The organism is Dehalococcoidia bacterium, from assembly GCA_035310145.1.
GTDB lineage: Bacteria > Chloroflexota > Dehalococcoidia > CAUJGQ01 > CAUJGQ01 > CALFMN01.
Genome location: DATGEL010000134.1, coordinates 1 through 20,853, shown reverse-complemented (window position 1 = coordinate 20,853; position 20,853 = coordinate 1). Strand labels below are relative to the sequence as shown.

General features: G+C 69.7%; 16 protein-coding genes. 13 read left to right on the top strand and 3 right to left on the bottom strand.

From position 1 onward, the window contains the following. The 4 genes from VKV26_24360 to VKV26_24345 all read left to right on the top strand — a co-directional run. A partial coding sequence (locus VKV26_24360) for a hypothetical protein (protein ID HLZ73049.1) occupies positions 1-271 on the top strand: 271 nt, incomplete at its 5' end. Between the two features lie 16 nt (positions 272-287). Then, a complete protein-coding gene (locus tag VKV26_24355) occupies positions 288-908 on the top strand; it encodes a hypothetical protein (GenBank protein ID HLZ73048.1) in 621 nt (206 codons plus the stop codon). Further along, on the top strand, positions 905-1,549 hold the full coding sequence (locus VKV26_24350; protein HLZ73047.1) for a hypothetical protein: 645 nt from the start codon (positions 905-907) through the stop codon (positions 1,547-1,549). Before VKV26_24355 ends, VKV26_24350 begins: the two co-directional genes overlap by 4 nt. Before the next feature lie 27 nt (positions 1,550-1,576). Then, positions 1,577-2,251, top strand: a complete 675-nt coding sequence (locus VKV26_24345) for a hypothetical protein (GenBank protein ID HLZ73046.1) — start codon at positions 1,577-1,579, stop codon at positions 2,249-2,251. A 1-nt stretch (position 2,252) separates the two neighbouring features. Here the strand turns inward: VKV26_24345 and VKV26_24340 are convergent, their stop codons facing one another. Then, positions 2,253-4,061 (bottom strand): DUF6529 family protein, encoded by a 1,809-nt coding sequence (locus tag VKV26_24340; GenBank protein HLZ73045.1) that lies wholly within the window; start codon positions 4,059-4,061, stop codon positions 2,253-2,255. 234 nt (positions 4,062-4,295) lie between these two features. On the opposite strand from VKV26_24340, the gene VKV26_24335 reads away from it, so the two are divergent. From VKV26_24335 to glp, 5 genes are all read left to right on the top strand, one after another. Beyond that, entirely contained in the window at positions 4,296-4,781 is a 486-nt protein-coding gene (locus tag VKV26_24335) for a cyclic nucleotide-binding domain-containing protein (GenBank protein HLZ73044.1), read from the top strand. Positions 4,782-4,815: 34 nt separating this feature from the next. Continuing rightward, a complete protein-coding gene (locus tag VKV26_24330) occupies positions 4,816-7,470 on the top strand; it encodes an FAD-dependent oxidoreductase (GenBank protein ID HLZ73043.1) in 2,655 nt (884 codons plus the stop codon). A gap of 79 nt (positions 7,471-7,549) precedes the next feature. Continuing rightward, positions 7,550-9,181, top strand: a complete 1,632-nt coding sequence (mptB, locus tag VKV26_24325) for a polyprenol phosphomannose-dependent alpha 1,6 mannosyltransferase MptB (GenBank protein HLZ73042.1) — start codon at positions 7,550-7,552, stop codon at positions 9,179-9,181. 90 nt (positions 9,182-9,271) lie between these two features. Next, positions 9,272-9,526: an Lrp/AsnC ligand binding domain-containing protein gene (locus tag VKV26_24320; GenBank protein HLZ73041.1), complete on the top strand. Its 255-nt coding sequence runs from the start codon at positions 9,272-9,274 to the stop codon at positions 9,524-9,526. A 22-nt stretch (positions 9,527-9,548) separates the two neighbouring features. Continuing rightward, positions 9,549-10,808, top strand: coding sequence for a gephyrin-like molybdotransferase Glp (glp, locus tag VKV26_24315; protein ID HLZ73040.1), 1,260 nt, complete (start codon positions 9,549-9,551; stop codon positions 10,806-10,808). A 17-nt stretch (positions 10,809-10,825) separates the two neighbouring features. On the opposite strand, the gene VKV26_24310 is transcribed toward glp, so the two are convergent. Further along, complete coding sequence (locus VKV26_24310; protein HLZ73039.1) at positions 10,826-11,788, bottom strand: alpha/beta hydrolase; 963 nt, start codon at positions 11,786-11,788, stop codon at positions 10,826-10,828. 184 nt (positions 11,789-11,972) lie between these two features. Further along, positions 11,973-13,097, bottom strand: a complete 1,125-nt coding sequence (locus VKV26_24305; protein HLZ73038.1) for an LLM class flavin-dependent oxidoreductase — start codon at positions 13,095-13,097, stop codon at positions 11,973-11,975. Positions 13,098-13,222: 125 nt separating this feature from the next. Between VKV26_24305 and VKV26_24300 the strand changes: the two genes are divergently transcribed. From VKV26_24300 to VKV26_24285, 4 genes are all read left to right on the top strand, one after another. Continuing rightward, a complete protein-coding gene (locus VKV26_24300) occupies positions 13,223-15,292 on the top strand; it encodes a thioredoxin domain-containing protein (protein ID HLZ73037.1) in 2,070 nt (689 codons plus the stop codon). Positions 15,293-15,480: 188 nt separating this feature from the next. After that, a complete protein-coding gene (locus tag VKV26_24295) occupies positions 15,481-17,598 on the top strand; it encodes a right-handed parallel beta-helix repeat-containing protein (protein ID HLZ73036.1) in 2,118 nt (705 codons plus the stop codon). A gap of 322 nt (positions 17,599-17,920) precedes the next feature. After that, positions 17,921-20,446: a NosD domain-containing protein gene (locus VKV26_24290; GenBank protein HLZ73035.1), complete on the top strand. Its 2,526-nt coding sequence runs from the start codon at positions 17,921-17,923 to the stop codon at positions 20,444-20,446. Between the two features lie 91 nt (positions 20,447-20,537). Further along, on the top strand, positions 20,538-20,853 hold a 316-nt coding region (locus tag VKV26_24285), incomplete at its 3' end, for a hypothetical protein (protein HLZ73034.1).

Sequence of the window (20,853 nt, the reverse complement as noted above, 5' to 3'; positions counted from 1 at the left end):
CATCGCCGACCGCGCCGCCGAGGAGGCAGCCGGAGAAGCGCTCGCGTTGTTGGGCCGCCGCCGCCGTCATCCGTCGTCGGTTCGAGCGCGATTCGTGCACGGCGCCAGTATCGGCCGGCGGCTCCGCTCTCGCCAGGGCCGGCGGAAAGGCGAGGTGGATGGAACCATCGCGAAATGGTGCAAACCACCCTGCCCGACGGGCCGGCCGGCCTTCACGCTGGAGCTGAAGCCGGCGGCCGCGCAGGCGCCGCCGAGTGAACAGGAGGTGTGACATGTCTCCCCGGCGCATGCGCGCCGGCGAGGACACCGCCGCGGCGGGTGGTCAGCTCGTGGTGCTGACGGCGCGCTGGCTGCTGATCCTCTTCGGCCTTTCGATCACGCTGTGGAGTCCGATGCAGGCCGACCTCGACAAGGTGCGCGTAAGCCTGTTCGTGCTGCTGGGCCTGGCGATCGGCAATTTCTTCCTCAACGCGCGGGTGCTGTCCCGCTCTCGGCTGCCGGATGGGGTCGCCGTGGCCACGAGCCTGGCCGACATCGGCGTGATCAGCATGCTGACCGCCGTCTACGGCGGGCTTTCCGCGCCGGTGTTCGTCTTCTATTTTCCGGCGGTGATCGCCCTGGCGCTGGCCTTTCCGCTGGAGCTGTCCTCCGGCCTGATCGCGGTCCTGCTCGGGCTCTACACCGTGATCTGCGTCCCCGACATCTCTGGCGCGGCCGGCGCGCAGACGCTGGGCGTGCGGCTGATCGCGCTGGCGGGCGCGGCAACGGTAGCCGCGGTGTTTCGCGGCGTGGAAGCGGATCGGCGCCGCGCAACGGGTGAGACGCTCCTGCCAGAGGACCGACCGTTGCCTGAACTCGCCGTACAGGAAGCGGCAATGGGGCACAACGCACAGGAGGTGCCGGCGTGAACTCCCAGTCGATCCGTTCGTTCGCGGCTCCACGCCGCGATCGACAGGAAGACCTCTTCTACGGGCAACTCGCCGTGATCGTGGCCCGCTGGTTCACGATCGGCGCCGGTATCGTGCTGGCGCTCTGGTCCACCAGCGATGTCGCCGCGCTGCCGGCGCCGGTGGCGCTGATGGTGGGGCTGACGGCGCTCAACTTCTTCGCCCACGCGCGCTACCTCGCGAAGCGGCCGCTGAACGGAACGATGGTCGCGGCCACCGTGGTGATCGATCTCGCGGTCGTGCTGGTCGCCGTCGCCGTCTGGTCGCTCGGCGCGGGCCGCGGGTTGAGCAATCCCTTCTTCGTGTGCCTCTATCCATCTCTGCTGGCGCTGGCGCTCGTCTTTCCGCCGCGGCTGAGCCTTCCGGGCGCGGGGCTAGCCGTGCTGGCCTACGCCGCGATCGCGTTGCTGGCCGGGCCCGGCGTGCACGGTCTGCAGGCACAGAAGGACCTGGCCGAGCGACTGCTGACGCTGGGCGCAACCGCCGGCCTGGGCGCCTTCTACTGGCGGCTGCAGCGGCAGAGCGAGCGCCAGGCGAACCGCAGCCGCAGGGACCTGCTGCGAGAGGCCGACGGGCTGAGCTTGCCGTCGCTGTCAGGCTGATCCGCGGCGTGAATGCGGGGTAGGACCATGAAGCTGTTACGATGCCTGGGCGCCGGCCTGCGGGCCGGTCTGTCGCCCGCCGCCGACCCGCGGGCCGGCGAAGCGTCCGGCGAGCCGTTGCGCAGCGACCTGCTCGACCGGCTGAACATGGCGCTCGCCGAGCTGCAAGCGGCGCGCGGCCGCGGTGAGGCGCGGCTCGCCCGATATCACGAGCGGCAGGCGGCGCTACAGCAGGCGGCAGTGGCGGCGATGCGGGCCGGAGAGGGAGACGAGGCGCGGCGTCTCCTCGTGCAGCGCAAGGTCGAGCAGCCGGCGCTGGCCGAGGCCATGGACGAGCTGGCCGCGCTCGCCGCCGACCAGACACGCCTGAGCGAGGAGCGGCAACGTCTCACCAGGCAGCTCGAGGCGGAGCAAGCGCGCCGCCAGGCCGCCAAGGCGCAGCGCCTTGCCGCCGAGGCGCGGCTGAGCGCCTACGAAGCGGTCGCCGCGCTCGAAGCCGCGCCGGCGCCGGAGAGCGACGCGGCAGCCGCCGAGCAACGATCGCTTGAAGTCCGTGCCCGCGCAGCCGCGCTCGCGGAGCTGGCCGATCGGCGGGCCGCGGTGCACGGGGCGGCCGAGAGCTTCGGCGTGTGCGAACTCGACGCCAGCGCCCTGTGCGAGGTGGAGCAGGAGTTGGCCGCGCTGCGCGACGAAGGCCGCTAGCCTAACGCAGCGTCTGCTCCGCGGCCGCTCGGTAGGGATTCGGCCCCGCTTTGCCGTGCAGGTGACCCCAGGCGAAGGGCACGGCGCTGGTCAGGAAGACGAGGAAGAAGAGGACGAGCAGCGAGTGGCCCAGCCAGGAGAGATAGCGTCGCTGCGCCGGGTAGTACCGTACAACGGCGATCTTGGCGAAGATCACCGCGACCAGCGCCGTGCCCAGCAGCGAATGCAGGAATGTGCGCCACGAACCCGTGCCGAAACCGAAGATGCCGAAGCAGGTGAGAAAACCGACGGCGAGCGCGATCCAGATCGCAGCCCAGCCGGCGACGCGGTGATACTGCCGCAGCTTGCGATAGGTGCCTGGCGCCAGGTGGCGGTTGTCGATGATCGCCGCACGCATCGTCAGCACGGCGATCGCGGCGCAGAGGAGGGCCAGCAGCGCCATCACACTCTTCAGGCCTGCGAGCTTGTCATAAATGAACGTGGTAAGGTCGCCCGCGAACTTGCCGCGCACCGCCACGCGGCCCTGCGTCCAGACCCAGAAGCCGACGACGTTGATCAACAGCACGACCAGCACGCCGAGGCCGCCCAGCAGCCACTGCGCCGCGGTGAAGCGCGAGGTGCGCCTCGCCAGTCGCTGCCGGCGCTGCACCGGCGCCCGCTCCACCAGTAGTTCCGCCACCCGGGCGCCCGGCACGCGCACCGCCGCCGCGGACGGTGCGGGTGGCGGTGCGGGTTGTGCCGCGGCCGGGCGTGCCGGCATCGGTGTGAACTGTATGTCGCCCTGATCCTCAGGCGCCGCGGCGGGCCGCAGTATTCCGGGCCGCGGTGTGAAGCCGGGTTCCGAATCGGCCACGACGGGAGCATCCGGCGGCGCCAGGGCCGGTGTGCCGGCGATCGGCTCCGTGCCGGGCATCGGTTGCACTGGCTGCGGTTCGGCCGGCGGCGCGGGCGTCAGCGCGGCGGCGACGGGCAGGTCCGGCGCCTGCTGCGCGGCACGGCGCAGCTCGCCCACGAACTGCGCAGCGCTGTCGAAGCGGTCTTCGCGCTGCTTGGCCGTGGCGCGCAGGATCGCCCGTTCGAGCGTCTCCGGCGCCCGGGGAATGACGGCGCGGATCGAGGGAGGCGGCGACTTCAGGTGCTGCTGCATCACGGCGAGCGCCGAGGTTCCGTCGTAGGGCACGTGGCCGGCGAGGACCTCGTAGGTGAGAATGCCGAAGGCGTAGATGTCGGCGCGCTGATCCACGTCTTCGCCCAGCGCCTGCTCCGGCGCCATGTAATACGGCGTGCCGAGGATCAAGCCGCCGTCGCTGTCGCCAAGATCGAGGCTTTCGGAGGCGACGCGCGCCAGGCCGAAGTCGGCGAGCAGCAGGCGCGGCTGCTCGGTCATCAGCAGGTTGATCGGTTTGAGGTCGCGGTGGACGACGCCGTTGCGGTGCGCGTAGTGGAGTGCGTCGCCGATCGGCGCCAGCTCCTCGACCGCCTCGGCCAGCGTGCGGAACTGCCGTGACCGCTCTCGAAACGTGCCCCCGGTGGCGATCTCCATCACCAGGTAGGCGAGCTCGCCCTGCTCGCCGAAGTCGTAGACGGTGACGATGTTGGGGTGGTTGAGTCGGGCGACCGCCTTCGCCTCGCGCCGGAAACGCAGCAGGAAGGTCGGGTCGGCGTTGAACGAGGGGTTGATGACCTTGATCGCCACCGGCCGTTCGAGCGTGGTGTGCGTGGCGCGGTAGACCTCGGCCATACCGCCGGTGCCGAGCAGATCCTCGACGGCGTACGCTCCAAGTCGCTGCCCCGTGTGCAGTATCGCCATCGCTGCCCTCAGCCCGGCCCCATGCGCGGCCGTGCGGCCAGTGTAGCCGAGTTCGTCCACCGCCTTACACCGTTGTCTGCGGGAGTACGCACGGGCGGCAGCGGCTGGATCGCGCGGCGCTTGCGCCCTCGCAACGCCCGCGGTGCGGCGGCAAATGGCGCGCCGCGCCAGCCCTGTCTCGGCCGCCGCGTCCGTGCTACAGTCCATTGCGGACTCGCGCGGGTGGTCCAAGCGATGACGCAGTTCGATCGTTACTTCGCGCTGGACGACGAGGCGCCGGCGGCGTCTGGGCCCGTCCCGCATGCGCTGCTGTTCCTGCCCGACTGGAGCGAGGACGATTGGGCGCGGTTGCTCGCGCATACCGAGCGGCGGCGCTTCCGCGCGGGCGAATACCTGATCCGCGCCGGCGAGCGTGGGCGCGCGATCATGATCATCGCCGCGGGCAGCCTCGACGTCTTGTTGCCCGGCGCCGAGCCGCGGTCGTCTCCCTCCGGCGACGTCGAGCCCGGGGACGTGATCGGCGAGGTGGGCTTCTTCGACGGCAGCCCGCGCTCCGCGAGCGTGCGTGCGCGAACCGACGGCGAGGCGCGGGTGCTTTCGATCGAAGCATTCGAAGTGTTTTCAGCGTACGAGCCGGCGCTGGCACGCGAGCTGTTGCTGGACCTGGGCCGCATTCTCGCGGCGCGGCTGCGCGCCGCCGAAGCCGGCCAGCGCGCCTGATCCGCGCGGCAGCGGGCCGCACCAAGGAGTCCGCATGGCCGGGGCCCCCGCCTTCCCGAACTACATGCAGATGCCGCGGCGCGTGCCGTTGCGCGTCTGGCTCGTGGTGCGCTACCTTGCCGTGCTGCTCTGCCTGGCGCTGTGTGTGCTGCTGGTGACGCGGCCGCGCGACGGTCTCACGATCTTCTGGGGCGTGGCGATTCCGCTGCTGCCGATCACGTTCTTCGTGGCGCCGGGGCTCTGGCGCAACAGTTGTCCGCTCGCGGCGATGAACCAGGCGCCGCGCCTGCTGCGCATTACGCGCGGGCTCACCCCGCCGGACTGGCTGCGACGCTACGCCTTCGCGATCGCCATGGTGCAGTTTCTTGTGCTCGTCTCGCTGCGCAAGGTGTGGTTCAACAGCAACGGCACGGCGCTGGCGCTGCTGATTCTCTACGCCATGATCGCGCCCTTCATCGGCGGGCTGATCTTCAAGGGCAAAAGCGGCTGGTGCAGCAGCATCTGCCCGCTGCTGCCGCCGCAGCGTGTCTACGGCCAGACGCCGATCGTGCTGCTGCCGAACGCGCACTGCCAGCCCTGCGTGGGCTGCACGAAGAACTGCTACGACTTCAACCCCCGCGTCGCCCATCTGGCGGACATGGGCGACGCCGACGCCCACTGGAGCGGCCTGCGCAAGCTGTTCTTCGGCCTCTTCCCCGGCATGGTGCTGGCGTTCTACCGGGTGCCGACGCCGCCGGCGATCTCCGACGCGCAGATGTACGGGCGCTTTCTGCTCTACATGGGCGTAAGCGCGGGGCTCTTCTTCGCGCTGGAGGCGCTGCTGCGCGTCTCCGCGGTGAAGCTGACGACGCTGTTCGCCGCCGCGGCGCTCGGTATCTACTACTACTACAACGTGCCGGCGTTGTTTGGGCGGCTGCATGATGCCACCGGGCTGACGGCAGGCGACGCCGTGATCTGGACGGTGCGCGGCGCCGTGTTCGCCCTTGCCGCCTGGTGGGTGGTGCGCACGTATCTGCAAGAGCGGGCGTTTGCGGCGCAGGCCGCGCCGGCGCCTGCGGCGGCCGGTCCCGTGCGCATCGGCGCCGGCGCGATCGGCGCCCTGGAGCGCAGCAGCCGTGGCGGAGAGCCGGAGGTGCGCTTCGTGCCGGAAGACCGCAGCTTCGTCGCTGAGCGTGGGCGGACCATCCTCGACGCGGCCGAGGCATGCGGACTGCGCATCGAGGCCGGCTGCCGCATGGGCATGTGCGGCGCCGATCCGGTGTCGATCGTCGCGGGCATGGAGAACCTCTCGGACGTGACCGGCGATGAGCGCGCCACGCTGGAGCGACTGGGGCTGGCCGAGAACACGCGCATGGCCTGCTGCGCCCGCGTGCAGGGCGCGGTCACCGTCTCGCTCAAGCCCGAGCGGCCACAGACGCTAAGCTCCAGCGTGATCGCCGGCTTCAACTTCGATCGCAGCATTGAGAAGGTCGTGGTGATCGGCAACGGCATCGCCGGGATCACCGCCGCCGATCACATCCGCCGCCGTCATCCGCTCTGCGCGATCGACGTGATCGCGCGCGAGCGCCACCTGCTCTACAACCGCATGGGTATCGAGCGGTTGATCTACGGCCGCTCCGCCATGCAGGGACTCTTCCTGCTGGACGAAGGGTGGTACGAGCAATACCAGATCACGTGCTGGCTCAATACGCGCGCCGCGCATATCGATACGCAGCAACGCATCGTCGCGCTCAGCACCGGGGAGACGCTTCCCTACGACCGGCTGGTTCTGGCGACGGGCAGCAGCAGCACGATCCCGCCGATCGACGGCTTTGGCCTGCCCGGAAGCTACGTCCTGCGCGAGGCGGACGACGCGATGGCCGTGCGAGGCTTCGCGCAGGACTATGACTGCCGACGCGCGGTGGTGGCCGGCGGCGGCCTGCTTGGGCTGGAGGCGGCCTACGCCCTGCGCAAGCTCGGCCTGCGCGTGAGCGTGCTCGAACGCTCGGCCGGCTTGCTGCGCCGGCAGCTCGATCCACGGGGCAGCGGCTTCCTGCGTGAATACCTGGAGGGCCTTGGCCTGGAGATTCTCACCGAAGCGGAGACGGCTGAGGTGGCAGGAAATGGCCGCGTGAACGAGGTGCGGCTGAAGGATGGGCGCAGCGTATCCTGCGATCTTTTCGTCGTGGCCGCCGGCATCACGCCAAACACGCAGCTTGCCGCCGAGGCCGGACTCGCCGTGAACCGCGGCATCGTCGTCAACGCGCGCATGCAGACGAGCGTGCCGGAGATCTACGCCGCCGGCGACGTGGCCGAGTTCGAGGGGCAGATCAACGGTCTCTGGCCGACGGCGGTGGCACAGGCAGAGGTCGCGGCGGTCAACGCGGCCGGCGGCGACAAGGTGTTTACGGACACCGCCTCGGTGACGATGCTCAAGGTCGCCGGCATCGACCTGAGCTCGATCGGCCGCACCACGCGCGAGCATCCGGGCGAGCTGGCGATCGTGGACGTCATCGAGGAGGGCGGCGTGCATCGCTACCGCCGCGTCGTGATCGCGGAGAATCGCATCGTCGGCGCGATCTTGTTGGGCTTTCCGCAGGACGCGCCGCACGTTACGGCGGCGGTGCGCCAGCGGGTCGATGTCAGCAGCTGCATGCCCGCGCTGCGCGCGGGCGAATGGGATGCGCTTGCCGCACTGGTCAAGGCCTGACGCCGGCCGGCTGCGCTGCTCAGGCCGCCCCAGCGTGGGGGTTCCGGTCAGCCCCGCGGCCAACCGTATACTGGATGGGATGACCAGCGTGCCTCCTGAACCGCCGCTGCGCGCGGCGCTTGCACCGCAGCAGAGCCCCGCCAGAGAGAACGGCAAGCCGCCCGGCGGCTCGGCGCGGCTGAGGCGGCGACTGCGCGAGCTGCAGGGCGACGACACCGGCGAGCAGATCGCCGCGCTGCTCGTGGCCGGCGTGGCGGCCGAGCTGTTCTTCGTCATCCTCGCGATCCGCTTCTGGTTGACGAAGTTCTTTCCCTTCGCGCCGGGAAGCGGCGCCATCTCCGTGGGCTTTCCGCAGATGATGAGCGGCGACTGGACGGCCGATGCCCGCTGGCTGTCGCTGGTGCTGGCGGCGCCGTTCGGCGCGTTCGTGGTGGCGCTCTGGTACGCGCGGGCGGCGCGATCGCGCCTTGCCGCCGCGATCGTCTTCGGCTTCGCACTCATCTTCGGCCTCACGCTGCTCGGTTGCTATCCGATCACCGCGGCGGACCTCTTTCACTACCTGGCGGACGCGCGCACCCTCTGGGTCTACCACGCGAATCCGATGCAGACGCCGCCGCAGGCCCATCCTTTCGTGATCGGCATCAGCTGGCAGCAGCAGCCCTCGCCCTACGGACCGTTCTGGCAGCTGCTGGCGTTGCTGCCGGTCGTCTTCACCGGCGACCACTACGTAGCGGGTGTGATCGGCTTCAAGCTGCTCGGTCTCCTGTCGTACCTCGCCTGCGGCGCGCTGATCTATCTCACGGTGCGCCGCGCCTGGCCCGGCCGCGAGCTGCTGGCGGCGCTGGTCTTCCTCTGGAACCCATTCGTCGTCTTCCGCGTCGTCGGCAACGGCCACAACGACGCGACGATGATGGCCTTCGCGCTGGCGGGGCTCTACCTCATCGTGCGGCGTCATTGGCGCGCGGCGCTGCCGTTGCTGGCGCTTTCGGTCTGCATCAAGTACTCGACGGCGCTGATCCTGCCGCCGGTGTTGGTGTACGCGTGGTTCGCCTCGGATGCCGCCGGGCGGCGACGGTTGCTGCAGGGCGCGGGGCTGGCGCTGCTGCTCTCGCTGGCGATCTTCGCGCCGTTCTGGCAGGGCGCAGATACCTTCAAGACCTTCATCCAGAACACGAACCTGGTGATCACCTCCGTGCCGCAGATCGTGACGGTGCTGATCCATCCGCAGGCGCCGCCGACCGCCCCGGACGCCGGCGTGAAGCTCGCGGGCTACCTGCTCTTCGGGCTGGCCTACCTCACGGTGCTGTACGCGCTGTTCCGCCGGCCGTCGTTTGAACGGTTGGTCGCCGGCTGCGCGATCGTGTTCATCGCCTATCTGACACTCTCGACCTGGTGGTTCCGGCCGTGGTACTTCCTCTGGATCCTCGCGCTGGCGGCACTGCTGCCCTCGTTCTGGTGGACGGCGCTGGCCCTGGCGGCGTGCTTCGGCGCCACCTTCTTCGACCTCATTGAACAGTACCGCACCAACTGGACCTGGATCTGGGAGAGCAACTTTCGCTCCTACGCTGCGCCGGTCGTCTCCGTCTTCGTACCGCTGCTGCTGGTGCTGCTGATCGGCATGGTCTGGACGCGCGACTGGGCGATGCTCAAGCGCGGCTGGTCCAGACCCATTCGGCGCTCGCGCTTGACGCCGCAGCGGCGCACGCTATGATCCGTGCGTGGCGCCGCCGCAGGCAGAGCGCCGCTCCCGGCCGCTGGCACCGGTTCCGGCGCACAGACGCCGGCCCATGCGAGGTGAGCGATGGCGATCCGCGGCTACGTGTTGATCGAAACCGAAGTCGGCAGCGCCCGCAGCGTGGGCGAGCACATGCAGCGCATGACGCATCAGGATGCGCGCGTCGTCTCCGTCGATACGGTTACGGGGCCGTACGATGTGATCGTGCAACTCGAAGCCGAAGATCTGGACAAGCTGGGCAACTGCATCACCGACGGCATCCAGGCCGTGGGCGGCGTCAAGCGCACCACCACCTGCCTCGCCGTGCGCCTCGGCGGCTAGACGAACCGATGGAACACCCGGCATGATCAGCGTCGAAGAAGCGCTCGAGCGCATCCTCTCCTTCGTCCACGAGCTGGAACCCGAAGATCAGCCGCTCTTAGCTGCGCTGGGCCAGGTGCTGGCTGAAGACGCCGTCGCGCCGTTTTCCATTCCGCCGCTCGACAACACGGCGATGGACGGCTACGCCGTGATCGCCGCCAGCACCGAAGGCGCCAGCGAGGCGCGGCCGGTGTCGCTGCGCGTGGTCGGCGAGCTGGCCGCGGGCTACGTCTACGACGGCGAAGTCGTACCGGGCACGGCCGTGCGCATCATGACCGGCGCGCCCATGCCGCGCGGCGCCGACTCGATCGTGCCGTTTGAAGAGACGGACGAGACCGGCTTCGTGCCGCCGAGCAAGACGGGCGCCCTGGACACGACCGTGCGCGTCTTCAAGGGGGCGAGGCCGGGCAACAACGTCCGCTACAGCGGCGAGGATGTGCGCGAAGGCGAAGTCGTGCTGCCACGCGGCACCTATTTGCGGCCGGCGGACATCGGCGTGCTGGCCTCGCTCGGCCGCACCGGCGTGCGCGTCATTCGCCGGCCGGTGGTCGCCATTCTCTCCACCGGCGACGAGATCCTGGAGCCGGGGCAGCCGCGCCGCCCCGGCACGATCTACGACAGCAACGCCTACAGCCTCGCCTCGCTGGTGACGCGCGCCGGCGGCGTGCCGCTGCGCCTGGGCATCGCCCGCGACACGATCGAAGACCTGACCGCCAAGGTGCACGAAGGCTTGCGGGCCGATCTACTGATCACGTCGGCGGGCGTGTCGCGCGGCGATTTCGACGTGGTCAAAGACGTGCTGCAGCGCGAGGGCAGCATCGACTTTCACCTGGTCAATATGCGCCCGGGCAAACCGCTCGCCTTCGGCACGTTCAGGCAGGGCGAGCGCGTGGTGCCGCACATCGGCCTGCCGGGGAATCCGGTCAGCTCGATGTTGGTCTTCGAGCTGTTCGGCCGCCCGGCGCTGTACAAGATGCTCGGCCGGGTGCAGACGCAGCGGTTGACCGTGCAGGCGGTGAGCAAGGACCGCCTGCGCATGACCGACGGGCGCCGCTTCTACGCCCGCTGCATCGTCTCGCGCGAGAACGGCGGTTGGATCGCGCGTCTCGCCGGCTCGCAAAGCTCGGGCGTGCTCACGTCGCTTGCCCGCGCCAACGGCCTCGCGATCGTGCCGGAGGGCAGCCCCGACGTGCAGCCCGGCGAGACCGTGACGGTGATGCTGCTCGACGGTGAGCTCGGGTAGCAGCTGCCTTCCCCGCCTCAGTGCAGGTGCGCGTCGAGGTAGGCAGTGACGCGGGCGAGCCATGCTGCAGGGTCGTGCTTGAACGTCTGGCCGTGCGTCGCGCCGGGTATCAGCCACAGCTCGCTCGCGGGATTGGCGGAGGCCGCGCGTAGCCCTTCGCTGTTTTTCGGCAGCACGTAGTCGTCGGCCGTGCCGTGGATGAAGAGGATCGGTGTGTTCGGCGCTTTGCGCACGGCGTCGATCGGCTTCACCGACGCAAGATCGACGCCGTCCATCAGCCGGATCGCCAGGCGCACGGCGAAATCGGGGTGCAGCCAGGCCAGCTCCGGCCGCTGCTGCCGGATCTGGCGCGTGATCACCGGCCACGCCGCGGCATAGGTGCTGTCCGCAACCAACGCGCCGATCCCCTGAAGCTGCGGCGCCGCCAGCAGCATCGCCGCCGCGCCGTAGGAGACGCCGATGATCGCGATCTGGTCCGGCGCGTAGCCTTTGCCAAGCACCAGATCACGGGCGCCGAGCACGTCGTCGTTTTCGTGAAGCCCGTAGCTCTGCACGCCGCCGGCGGACGCGCCGTGGGCGCGCAGGTCGAACGTCAGGACCGCGTAGCCGCGGTCGTGCATGGCGCGGGCGATATCGGTGAGGCCGTAGTCGGTGTCGGCTCGATTCTGGCCGCGGCCGTGCACGAGGACGATCGCGCGCCCACCCGGCGTGCCGGGAAACCACCAGCCGCGAAGGGTGAGACGGTCGCCGCGGCTGGCGAAGGAAACGTCTTCAAACTGCGGCGCGATCGTGCGCGGATCAAGCCTGACCGGCGTGCGCGGCTGATGCACGATCTGCGTGTCGCCGTAGACGCCGAGTCCGGCGTAGCAGACCAGCACCACGAAAGCGCCGGCGACGGCGATCGCCAGCGCCAGCCGCCGGCGAGGGTGTGTTGCCGCGCGGGCGGGCGGCCGCTTCAGCGCCGCGTCGGCAGCGTCCATCGCCCTGGCCCTCCGCCGCGATCGTACGCCGGCGGGCGTCCACAGCCCACGTTTGCCGAGGCACGGCCGCCGCTCCGCTGCCCCACGTCGGAGCCGAAGCGCTTCAGGGGTTCTTGGCCCGCTCGGGCCGGGGCGTCGCGCAACAGCCGGAGCCTTCACACGCCGGCTCTGCCACAAGGCACGGTCAGGCACCGCGCGCCGACTCGGCCGCCTGCGCCGCCGGCTCGGCGCCGGACTCGGCGGCCAGCAGCCGGCGCACGACCAGCTCGCCCACGCGCTCGGCCTCGGCCAGGTACGGCGTGTCCGAGAGGATGAAATGCGTGATGCCGAGCGCGATATAGTCCCGCAACGAGGCCGCGACCTCCTCCGCCGAACCGACCAGCCAGGTCGAGGCCGCGCCCGTGCCCACGCGCGCCGGCGCCGTCCAGAGGCAGCGGTCCAGCACCTCGCCCGCGCCCACCAGCTCGCGCAGCCGTCGCTGACCGACGGAGCCGGCGCCGGTCACGTTCTTCTCGATGCGCCGGTCAAGCCGGCCCTCCCAGCCGCCCAGCTTTGCTCCGGCCGCCTGCCAGGCCTCATCGCTGGTCTCACGCACGACGACGGTGATGCGCAGGCCGAAGGCGAGCGGCCGGCGGCGATCGCAGGAGGCGCTGAGCCGGCGCAGCCGATCGATGCGCTCGGCCGCCATCGCCAGCGGCTCGCCCCACATTAGTTGCACGTCGGCCTCGGCCGCGGCCACCTGCTCGGCCGCTTCTGAGGCGCCGCCGAAGTAGAGCGGCGGGTGCGGCCGGCGGTATGGCCGCGGCAGGCAGGTCGAATGCTCCACGCGGTAGAAGCGCCCGCTGAAGGTCACGTCTTCTTCGGTCCAGAGCCGCCGCACGAGCTGCATGAACTCGCGCGTGCGCGCGTAGCGGCTGGCATCGTCGTCGTCGAAGTCGCCGTAGGCGCGGTGCGCGTCCTTGCCCGTGACGATGTTCACCAGCAGCCGGCCGGCGCTGAGCTGGTCCAGCGTGGCCGCGGCGCAGGCGAACTGCGCCGGCTGCCAGTAGCCGGGGCGGATGGCGGCGAGCGGCCGGAAGCGCCGGGTGCGGGCCGCGAGCGCCGTGGCGAGCGTGAAGGTGTCGGTGCGGCCCCAGCCGGAGCCGATCAGCGCTCCGTCGAAGCCGTGCGCTTCCGCCGTCTGCGCGATCTCGGCGCTGAAGTCGAGCGAGCCCCAGCCTTCGGCAGTGTCATCACCGCGGTGACCGCTCTCCACCGTGTTTGGCACGTACCAGAGGAACTCCAGGGGCGGCGAATCTCCCGAGCCCATCGCACCACCGTCCTTCTCCCGCTGCCGGCTCGATTGTACGCCCGTGCCGCGGCCAATGAACGGTCTGCGCCGTGTACCCTGTGAGGGGGCGCGCCGCCGCCCCGGCCGCCGTGGAGACGCTTGCCATGTCCGTATCGCACCGTTTCACCAACCGCCTCGCGCAGGAAACCAGCCCGTATCTGCTGCAGCACGCGCACAACCCCGTCGACTGGTATCCCTGGGGCGAGGAGGCGTTTTCCCGCGCCCGCGACGAGGGGAAGCCGGTGCTGCTCAGCGTCGGCTATTCGGCCTGCCACTGGTGCCACGTGATGGAGCGGGAGTCGTTCGAGAACGAGCAGACCGCCGCGCTGATGAACGCGCGCTTCGTCAGTATCAAGGTGGACCGTGAGGAGCGGCCCGACGTTGACCAGATCTATATGGGCGCGGTGCAGGCGCTGACCGGGCGCGGCGGCTGGCCGATGACGGTGTTTCTCACGCCCGACGGCGAGCCGTTCTACGGCGGCACCTACTATCCGCCGGAAGACCGCCAGGGCATGCCCGGCTTCCCGCGCGTCTTGCAGGCCGTGGCCGACGCTTATCAGAACCGCCGCAACGAGCTGGCCGGCCAGGCGAGCCGCCTGCTCGAATACGTGCGCGAGAACGCCGGCGTGCCGGCCGCGGCGGGAGAGCCATCTCCCGCGCTGCTCGACGCGGCGGCGCAGCAGCTCAAGCAGCAGTACGATGCCGAGTTCGGCGGGTTCGGCGGGGCGCCGAAATTCCCGGCGGCGATGTCGCTCGAGTTCCTGCTGCGCTACTGGCGGCGGCGCGGCGACGCGCAGGCGCTGGCGATGGTGGAGCACACGCTGCGGCAGATGGCCGGCGGCGGCATCTACGATCAGCTCGGCGGCGGCTTCCACCGCTACTCGGTGGATCGCTACTGGCTCGTGCCGCATTTCGAGAAGATGCTCTACGACAACGCGCTGCTGGCCCGCATCTATCTGCTCGCCTACCAGGCCACGGGCAGGCCCGAGTACCGCCGCATCTGCGAAGCGACGCTCGACTGGGTGCTGCGCGAAATGACCGACCCGCGCGGCGGCTTCTATTCGACGCTGGACGCCGACAGCGAAGGCGAGGAAGGGAAGTTCTACGTCTGGACCCCGGCTGAGGTGCGCGCGGCGCTGGGCGCCGAGGCGGCGCATCACTTCATGTCCATGTATGATGTCACGCCCGGCGGCAACTTCGAAGGCAAAAGCATCCTGCACCGCTCGCGCGATCTGGCCGAGGCGGCGCGCGGCTACGGCCCTTCTGCAGCGGAGCTTGCCGCCGAGCTGGCGGAGAGCCGCGCGAAGCTGCTGGCGGCGCGGGCGGCGCGCGTGCGGCCGGGCATGGACGACAAAGTGCTGGCGGCCTGGAACGGCCTGTTGCTGCGGGCGCTGGCCGAGGCGGCGCGCGTGCTGGAACGCGACGACTACCGCGCCGCCGCCGAGCGCAACGCCGAGTTCGTGCTGGTGGAGATGCGCCGCGGCACGCGGCTGCTGCGTTCGTGGAAGGACGGACGCGCCCGGCTGGGCGCCTATCTGGAGGACTACGCCGCCTACGCGGACGGCCTGATCGCGCTCTACCAGGCGACCTTCGAGCCGCGCTGGCTGAGCGAGGCGCGCGGCCTGGCCGATCAGATCCTCGACCGCTTCTGGGACGACGAGCAAGGCGCCTTCTTCGACACGGCCACCGACCACGAACGGCTGATCGTGCGCCCGCGCGACGCCTTCGACAACGCCACCCCCGCCGGCAACTCGCTGGCGGCCGACGCGCTGCTGCGGCTGGCGCTGTTCACGGGCGAGCCGCGCTACGCCGAGCGGGCGCGGCGGGCGATCGCGCCGCTGGCGGAGATCGCCTCCCGCCATCCCAACGGCTTCGGCCGCCTGCTCTGTGCCCTCGACTTCGACCTTTCGCTTACGAAAGAGGTGGTGATCGTCGGCCACGCCGGCGATCCGGCCGTGCGCGCGTTGCTGGCGGCGACCTTCGGCGCCTACCGGCCGCACATCGTGGTCGCGGGCGCGGCGCCGAACGACCCGGAGGCCGTGGCCGCGACGCCGTTGCTGGAAGGGCGCGGGCTGTTGGACGGCCGCGCCGCGGCGTACGTCTGCGAGGGCTTTGTCTGCAATGCGCCCACCGCGGATGTGGGCGAGCTGCAGGCGCAACTCGACGTGGCATAAGTATCAAATCCCTGCTACCGTAATGCGCGTGTTAGCTCCCCGCCGCAGCGGGCGCACGTCGGTTGCTCGTTATGGCGACTGGCTCAGCGCGCCTCAACTGTGCCGTGATGATCGCCGCGCTTGTGATAGGATAACAGCGTTCGTGCGCACTCCCGCCATCTCGTCGCAGTGGAGGCAGGCGTTCAGCGATGAAACGGCTCAGCCTGGCGCTCGCCGCGCTGCTGCTCCTGGTCGTGCTGGGCGTGCACCCGCCGCCCACCCAGGCCGATCCCACTGATTTTGTGCTGACCTCGATCGACTGCGCCTCGGTGCCGGGACACATCAAGGTCACCAACACCAAGAATGCGGTCGTGGCGCTGAACGGCAGCAGCACCTTTCTGACCGTCGTGATCACCCCGCCCGGCGGCGGCCTCTCCACCTCGATTCGCGTCTCCGACCAGGCCACGCCTACCTCGATCAACGCCGTCAACCCCAATGCCACCATCGATCTCCAGGTCGGCCCCGGCGCCGCGCAGAATCCCAATCCCTTCGTCGGCGTGATCGCCGACGGCAACTCCGTTGCCCTGACCAGCGCGCAACTGCTGCTGCCCGGCGCGTCGGTGCAACTCTCGGACGGCACCAACCTGTTCACGACGGCGCAGACCTGTCCTGCCGCCTCGGTGCTCTCACGCACCCTCACGGTCGCCACCTTCGGCTTCGACCTGATCGCGCCCGGCGTGCCCAATTCGGTCTGCGGGCCGGACCTGCCGGTCGGTACGCTGCCCACGGCGGCGCTGCCCGGCCCCTGCCGCACGATCGCCAACGCGCTGTTCTACGCCCGTGACGGCGACACCGTGCTGGTGGAGGCGGGCGTCTACGAGGTCTGCGACACGATCGAGCTGAGCAAGCTCGTCAAGGTCACCGCCAACGGCAACAAGGTGATCCTGCACTCCTTCCTCGGCGTCACCGTCTTTCACGTCACCGCCGTGGGCGCTTCGGTCGGGCCGGTGAACATCGCCAACCATGCCGCGATCGACGGGTTCGCCATCGGCGGCGCCTTCCAGCCGGCGCAGGCGGCGATCATGCTCGACGGCGACGCCTTCACCGACGTGACCAACAACGTGCTGGGCGGGCAGACGCTCAACAATCCGTCCTTCACGGGCATCCCCTGCCCGCCAGTGGGGCAGCCGTTGCCCACCGGCTTCAAGCCGCCCACGCCCGTGGCCAAGGCCGAGATCTTCGGCAACGCCGCCGGCATCATCCTCGCCAACAGCGACCACCCCAACATTTCCAACAACTCGATCCTCGGTTCCGCGATCTTCCAGTTTTCGCCGGTGCTCGCGACCGGCGATGTGCTCAGCGGATTCGGCATCGTTACCGCGGAATGCCTGGGACTGGGCAGCGACGCCTCCGACGGGCTGACGCTGGGCTCCAACCTGATCGAGCGCAACGTCAATGCCGGCGTCTGGATGTGCTCCGACGGCGGCGGCTTACACCAGATTCGCAGCAACGCGATCCGCAACAACGGCCGCGGCGTGATTCTGCGCGGCATCGCCGACAGCCTGCTGGACGCCAACGTGATCTCCGACGACTACCAGGACGCTGTCGTGCTGTACGACGCCTCGGAGAACAACACGATCTCCAATAACACGATCGAGTCGAGCCGCACGCCGGGGGCGGCGGGCATCAGGTTAGGCGGATTCGGGGCGCCGCTGCACCCGCTGGCGACGACGCTGACGGGCAACAAGCTGCTGCGCAACTGGTTCGGGCTGGTGATCGCCGGGGCGCGCAACACCGTGGCGACGGGCAACACGATCACGGCGGAAGACATCCGCACCGCCGTGCTGCTGCAGGTGGGCAGCGTCGGTGCGGTGGTGACGACGCAGCCGTCGGGCACGCAGTTCCACCAGAACCAGATCATCTACAACGGCGCCTGCGCGGCCACGGCCGGCTGCGCCATCCGCCTGGACAACTATGTGACGGTGGACGTGGATGCCACCGGCAACAACTTCGGGCTGCCGCCCGCCACGGATGTGAACACCGTTCTCTGGCACAAGCCCAACGACCCCACGCTCGGCTATATCAAGGCCGACCAGACGGTCCCGTCGATCAGCTCCACGCCGGCGCCGGTGCTGTTCACGCCGTCGCCCTTCCCGGCGAACACGCCCGTGGTTAGCCCGAGCCCGAGCCAGAGCCCCACGCCGAGTCCGGCGAGCACGCCGCTGGTCGGGCCGGCCTGTGTCACAACGAACTACCCGCCGGGCTGCCTGATGACGCCAACGCCCACGCCGACACCGCGCACGGGGACAGAGCCGGACGGCGAGTAGTCCGAGAGGCCCTGCCGCCGGCTCCGGCAAAGCCCCGCCTGCCGTGGACCGGAGGGAAGCGCTGTTGGCGACGCCTGCTTTTGCTCTTGAGTGTGCAGGCGCGGTGGGGCCAGGCGCTTCGGCCGGATCTGGCGCTGCCCAAATTCTGAAACAGAACGTAAAGCAGGGGATCGTGCGGGCTTTTGCGGTTGACGATGTAATTGTGTAACACGTACATTCGTTACGCCCTCGCGGACGATCGCCAAGGGGACTCAACAGTATCGCGTTCTTATGTTACAGTCCCATCGCATCTGCGAAGAGAGCAAGCGGAGTCACCAGCGCCATGAAGAAACGCCTGTCCGCGGCCATCGCCCTGCTGCTTGTGGTGAGCCTCTCAGGACGCGCGGTCTTCCGGGTGCGGGCGGCGCCGAGCGACTTCACCATCTCCTCGCTGAACTGCTCGCAGCCGCTTGGCGATGTCTTCATCACGACATCGGCGTCCGGCAACCCGCCGCTTGTTGATCTGGCCGTGGTGATCACCCCGCCGGGCGGCACGCCTACGACGTTGCCGGTCGATTCGGTGATTACTCCGGCTGGTGCATACAGCGTTACGACGAACGCCACCGTCGACCTGCAGGTGGGCACCGGTGCGACCCAGGCGCCCACGCCGGCGAACAATCCCATCCAGAACGGCGACAAGATCGCGCTCAGCACCTCTTCGCTGCTGACGACGGGCACGAAGGTTGACCTGATCAGCCTGGCCGCGCCGACCACGATTATTTCGACCCAGACCTGCACGGGCGGCCTGGGCACCAACGTGATCCTCACGGTGGACCCCAAGGGCAACGACTTCCTTGATGCCGCGCAGACGATTCCCAATACCGTATGCAGCGCCAGCGCGCCCACGGGCGGCATTCCGACGCCCACCGATCCCGGTCCGTGCGCCACGGTGGAGAACGCCGTGCGCTATACACCACCAGGCGGCTTCGTCGTGGTGGACGCCGGCTTCTACGAGGTCTGCCACACGATCGAAATCACGAGGCCGATCTACATCACCTCGCGCGTCGCCAAGTCGGGCACCAGCGGGCGCACCTTCTTCGCTCCCACACCGGGGACCGACGCCTTCACCTTGCCCGTGCTGCACTCCTTCTTCGGGCAGACGATCTTCCACGTGACCTCCATCGGCCTGCCCGACGAAACGACGCCGACCGTGCCCGGGAACACGGTCAACAACAACCAGCCGCCCAATACACGCCTGCAGCCCTCCGGCCACACGGCGATCGACGGCCTGACGCTGGGCGGCGCCTTCCAGCCGGGCAATGCCGCGGTCTTCCTTGATAACGACGGCTACACCTCGGTCAGCAACAACATCCTCGGCGGCGATGTCTTCAACAACGCCTCGTTCACGGGCGCGCCCTGCACGCAGCCGACGCCCTTCCCGCCGGCCAGCTTCAACCCGCCGCCGGTGGCGAAGCAGGAGACGATGGGCAACTCGGTCGGCATCCTCTTCGCCAGCAGCGACCACCCGAACATCTTCGGCAACGACATCCAGGGCAACGCGCAGTTCAAGTTCTCGCCCACGCTCGCCTCGGGCGACGTGAAGAGCGGCTTCGGCATCACCTCGACCGAGTGCCTGGGCGCCGGCGCGGACGCGACGAACGCGGCCACGATCGCCGTGAACGCGATCAGCCGCAACGTCAACGCCGGCGTCTGGCTCTGCTCGGACGGCGGCGGCGGGCACCTGATCTCGCAGAACATCTTGCAAAGCAATGGCCGCGGCATCGTGCTGCGGGCGATCACCGGCTCGCTGCTGGACACGAACATCGTCAGCGACGACTACGCGGACGGCATCGTCGTCTACGATTCGGCGTCCAACAACACGATCCAAAAGAATATCGTGGAGTCGCACCGCACGCCGGGCGCGGCGGGCATCCGCCTGGGCGGCTTCGGCGGCAGCCTGTTCCCCTTGCAGACCGCCATCTACAACAACACGCTGCGCCGCAACTACACCGACCTCGTGATTGCCGGGGCGCGCAACACGATCGCCAACGCCAACGTGATCACGGCCGAAGACGTGCGCACCGCCGTCTTCATCCAGGTGGGCAGCACCGGCTCGCCGGACATCACGCAGCCGGCGGGCACGCAGATCAATCTGAATCAGGTCGTCTCCAACGGCCCCTGTTCGGCCACGCAGGGCTGCGCCATCCGCCTCGACCAGTTCGTGACGGCGAACGTGGACGCGACCAACAACAACTTCGGCCTGCCGCCCGGCTCGGACGTGAACAGCGTGCTCTGGCACAAGCCGAACGACCCCTCGCTGGGCTTCATCAACGCCAACCAGTCCACCACGGGCAGCCTGCAGCCGGGGGCTCTGCCGACGGCGACGCAGGTGGGCGCGCCGGGCGCGGTCGGCTCCAGCCTGGTGGCGGTGCCCAGCGCGGCCGCGAGCACCACCACGGGCGCCCCGGCGACCGGCGCGACGCCCGCTCCCGGCGCATCGCCTGGGGCGCGGCCCGCCGTTTCGGGCACGCCGTTCACGCTGCCCGCGGGCGCCTCGGCCACCCCGGCGATCGCCGGCACCTCGCCGGTTCTTACCTCGGGGCCGGCGGGCGGCACGACGCAGTATCAGCCGCCGTGCGCCTACATCACCGTGCCGGCGAGCATCGGCGGCCCGCTGGATTCCGGCCGCTTCCTCTCGCTGTTCCAGCCGGTGAGCAACATCTTCTCGGCCTTTCGCATCGACAACGCCACGCACGCGTTCCAGGCGCTGTACTTCAGCAACTCGCAGGCGCCGGTGGATGTCACCACGGTGCGGCCCGGAGACATCGTCGCGCTCTGTCTGACCGACACGGTGACGGGCCCGCCCTGATCGCCGCCGAGCCGGATCGCCCGCGGGGGCCGGTCGAACGAGCCAGTCGCCGGTCCCCGCATCCAAGCCACGAGCTACAGAGGAGTTGACGATGCGGCGCAGACTCACCCGAGCCAAAGCCATCGGCGCCCTGGCGCTCGCGCTCGCCGCACTGAGCCTGGCCGTGCCGGGCCTGCGCCATGCCGACGCCGCGCTGCAAACGCAGGAGTCGTGCGGGAGTACGGGCAGCACAGCGGTTGCCATAGGCAATCAATTCGAATGTGACTTCGTGATCACGTCCGCCGATGGCCCGGTTACACCTAACGCCACGACGGCGGCGACGCTCACAATCACGATCCCCCCGGCCCTAAACCTATTCTTCTTCGGGCCGGGTGTGATCGGAACACTGCCTAACAATTGCACCGCCG